General features: G+C 70.2%; 2 protein-coding genes. Both read right to left on the reverse strand.

From position 1 onward, the window contains the following. Window positions 1-114: 114 nt before the first annotated feature. The gene (locus tag ABZX92_RS45665; RefSeq protein WP_355572394.1) at window positions 115-1137 is read right to left on the reverse strand and encodes an LLM class flavin-dependent oxidoreductase; all 1023 of its coding nucleotides are present in this window, start codon (window positions 1135-1137) and stop codon (window positions 115-117) included. 39 nt (window positions 1138-1176) lie between these two features. Continuing rightward, on the reverse strand, window positions 1177-2379 hold the full coding sequence (locus tag ABZX92_RS45670; RefSeq protein ID WP_355572395.1) for a PucR family transcriptional regulator: 1203 nt from the start codon (window positions 2377-2379) through the stop codon (window positions 1177-1179). Between the last annotated feature and the right edge of the window lie 63 nt (window positions 2380-2442).

Genomic DNA, 2442 nt, shown 5'->3' on the forward strand with positions numbered 1-2442 from the left:
AGCCAGACCGTGCGTCTCGTCAGAGGCTCAAAGTCAAGCCTCAATCGCAATCGTCGCGAAGCGGCGATGAAACCCGGCTCGTACGGCGACGCAAGCCGACCATCGCCCAGCGCGTCAGCGCCAGCCGAGGGCCGGAGCCACGTGCGTGAGGATGTTGTCGAGCACGTGCACGTTGTAGTCGACACCGAGCTGGTTCGGCACGGTCAGCAGCACCGTGTCGGCCTCGGCGATCGCCTCGTCCTCAGCCAGCTGCTCGACCAGCACGTCGGGCGAAGCCGCGTACGAGCGGCCGAAGATCGCCTGGTTCGGCCCGTCGATGAAGCCGACCTGGTCGCGGCTCTCGCCGTCCCCACCGAAGTACGCGTCGTCCAAATCGGTCGTGATGGCGAAGATGCTGCGCGACACCGACACCCGCGGCTCACGCTCCCACCCGGCCTCGGTCCACGCCTTGCGGAACGCCCGGATCTGCTCGGCCTGCTGCACGTGGAACGGCGCGCCGCCCTCGTCGAACTTCAGCGTGGAGCTCATCAGGTTCATGCCCTGCTCAGCGGCCCACGCCGCGGTGCCGTTCGACCCGGCGCCCCACCAGATGCGGTCGCGCAGACCAGCGGAGTGCGGCTCCAGCCTCAACAACCCAGGCGGGTTCGGGAACATCGGGCGCGGGTTCGGGCGGGCGAAACCCTCGCCCTCCAGCACCTTCAGGAACACCTCGGCGTGCTTGCGGGCCATGTCCGCCTCGGTCTCACCCTCCGAGGGGCCGTAGCCGAAGTAACGCCAACCGTCGACGACCTGCTCGGGCGATCCCCGGGAGATGCCGAGCTGCAGCCTGCCGCCCGCGATGAGGTCGGCCGCGCCGGCGTCCTCGACCATGTACATCGGGTTCTCGTAGCGCATGTCGATCACGCCGGTGCCGATCTCGATGCGCGACGTCTTCGCGCCGATCGCGGCAAGCAGCGGGAAGGGCGACGCGAGCTGCTGGGCGAAGTGGTGCACGCGGAAGTACGCGCCGTCGGCACCCAGCTCCTCGGCGGCGACGGCCAGGTCTATCGACTGCAGCAGCGTGTCCGACGCGGACCGCGTCTGCGAGTGCGCGCTGTCCGACCAGTGGCCGAAGGACAGAAAACCGATCTTCTTCACGTCATCCAAAACGTATGCATAGGCATGGAAATTCCCGGGTTACTGCGCTCGCCAGCGATGGACTTCCAGAGCCACGCCGACGTGCACGAGGTTCTGCTCCAGCGGCCGCGGCAACAGCTTCGAAGCGCGGGCCAGGCGGCGCAGCAGGGTGTTGCGGTGCACGTACAGGTCAGCGGCCGCCGTCGTCGCGTTGCACTGAGCGGCGATGAACGCTCGCAGGGCTTCGGCCGCCTCGGAATCACCGATCAACGCGCCGAGGGTGCGCCGGACGAACCGGTCGGCGCGCTCGGCGTCCGTGGTGAGCAGCGCGACCAGCTCGACCTCCTCGTGCGTCGCGAGCTGCTGCGGTGACGCCAGCCGGGCGAGCATGCGCTGGACCGTCAGAGCGTCGAGGTGGCTACGCCTGAATCCGTCCGCGTCCGGGCCACTCGACCCCAGCGCCACCCGCACGGCCGGGAAACGCGCGACGCCCGCACGGAGCACGTCCAGGTCCGGCGAGCCGTGCACCCACACCCACCTGGTGGCGGCGCTGGCCAGCACGGTCAGCGGGCGTGGATCCGCGGCTGCTGTCGCGAGCGCGTCCGCCACGCGGTCGAGGTCGCCCAGCGCGTCGTCGCTCCACACGATCGCGGCCGTGTGCTCGCCGCCGAGCCGGTAGCCGAGGCGGTGCTCCGCCCGGGACGCCGTGATCGGCGCGCCGTCGAGCAGCAGGGTCACGGTTTCCAGGCGTTCGGCGTGCGTGCCGCGGGTGAGCTGTTCGCGTTCGCGGGCCATCTGCACCGCGATCGCGGCCACGGTGTCGTCCACGAACGCCGAGATCGACCGGCACGACACGTCGGTCAGCTCGCGCAGCTCGTCCGGGTCGGACGTCAGCGAGAACACGATCCGCATCCACAGCCGCAGCGCGACGCCCTGCCCGGTGCGGTAGGAGTCGAGTGCCGACTCGTCGAGGCCGCGGCGGATCAGGTCGCGCGCGAACGCCAGCGGTGCCTCACCCAGGTCGGCGGGAACGCGCTCTCCCGGCGCGCGGACGTTGGCCGACGCCCAGCCGAGCAGGTTCGAGCGGTTCGTGCGCTTCAACGCGGCGGCGAGCACCGGATCCTCGGCGACCTGGCGGCGGTTCTCCCCGGCCAGCGTCGCCGTGTCCAGCTCGGCCAGCCACTCGGAGGGTGGATCGAGTGCGATCTCGGCGCCACGCCGGATCAGCTCACGCACCCGCCGGGACGGACGCTCCCACGACATGGTGCACATTGCACCACAAGACGGGTGAACAGGTGCAGTTCGTGCTTTCGTGACCGGCGTCAC

It is taken from the genome of Lentzea sp. NPDC006480 (assembly GCF_040611995.1).
Taxonomy (GTDB): Bacteria; Actinomycetota; Actinomycetes; order Mycobacteriales; family Pseudonocardiaceae; genus Lentzea.

Bases quoted from the DNA above. Each gene is read 5' to 3' on its own strand.
- ABZX92_RS45670 (WP_355572395.1), bottom strand. From the start codon at position 2,379: ATGTCGTGGGAGCGTCCGTCCCGGCGGGTGCGTGAGCTGATCCGGCGT.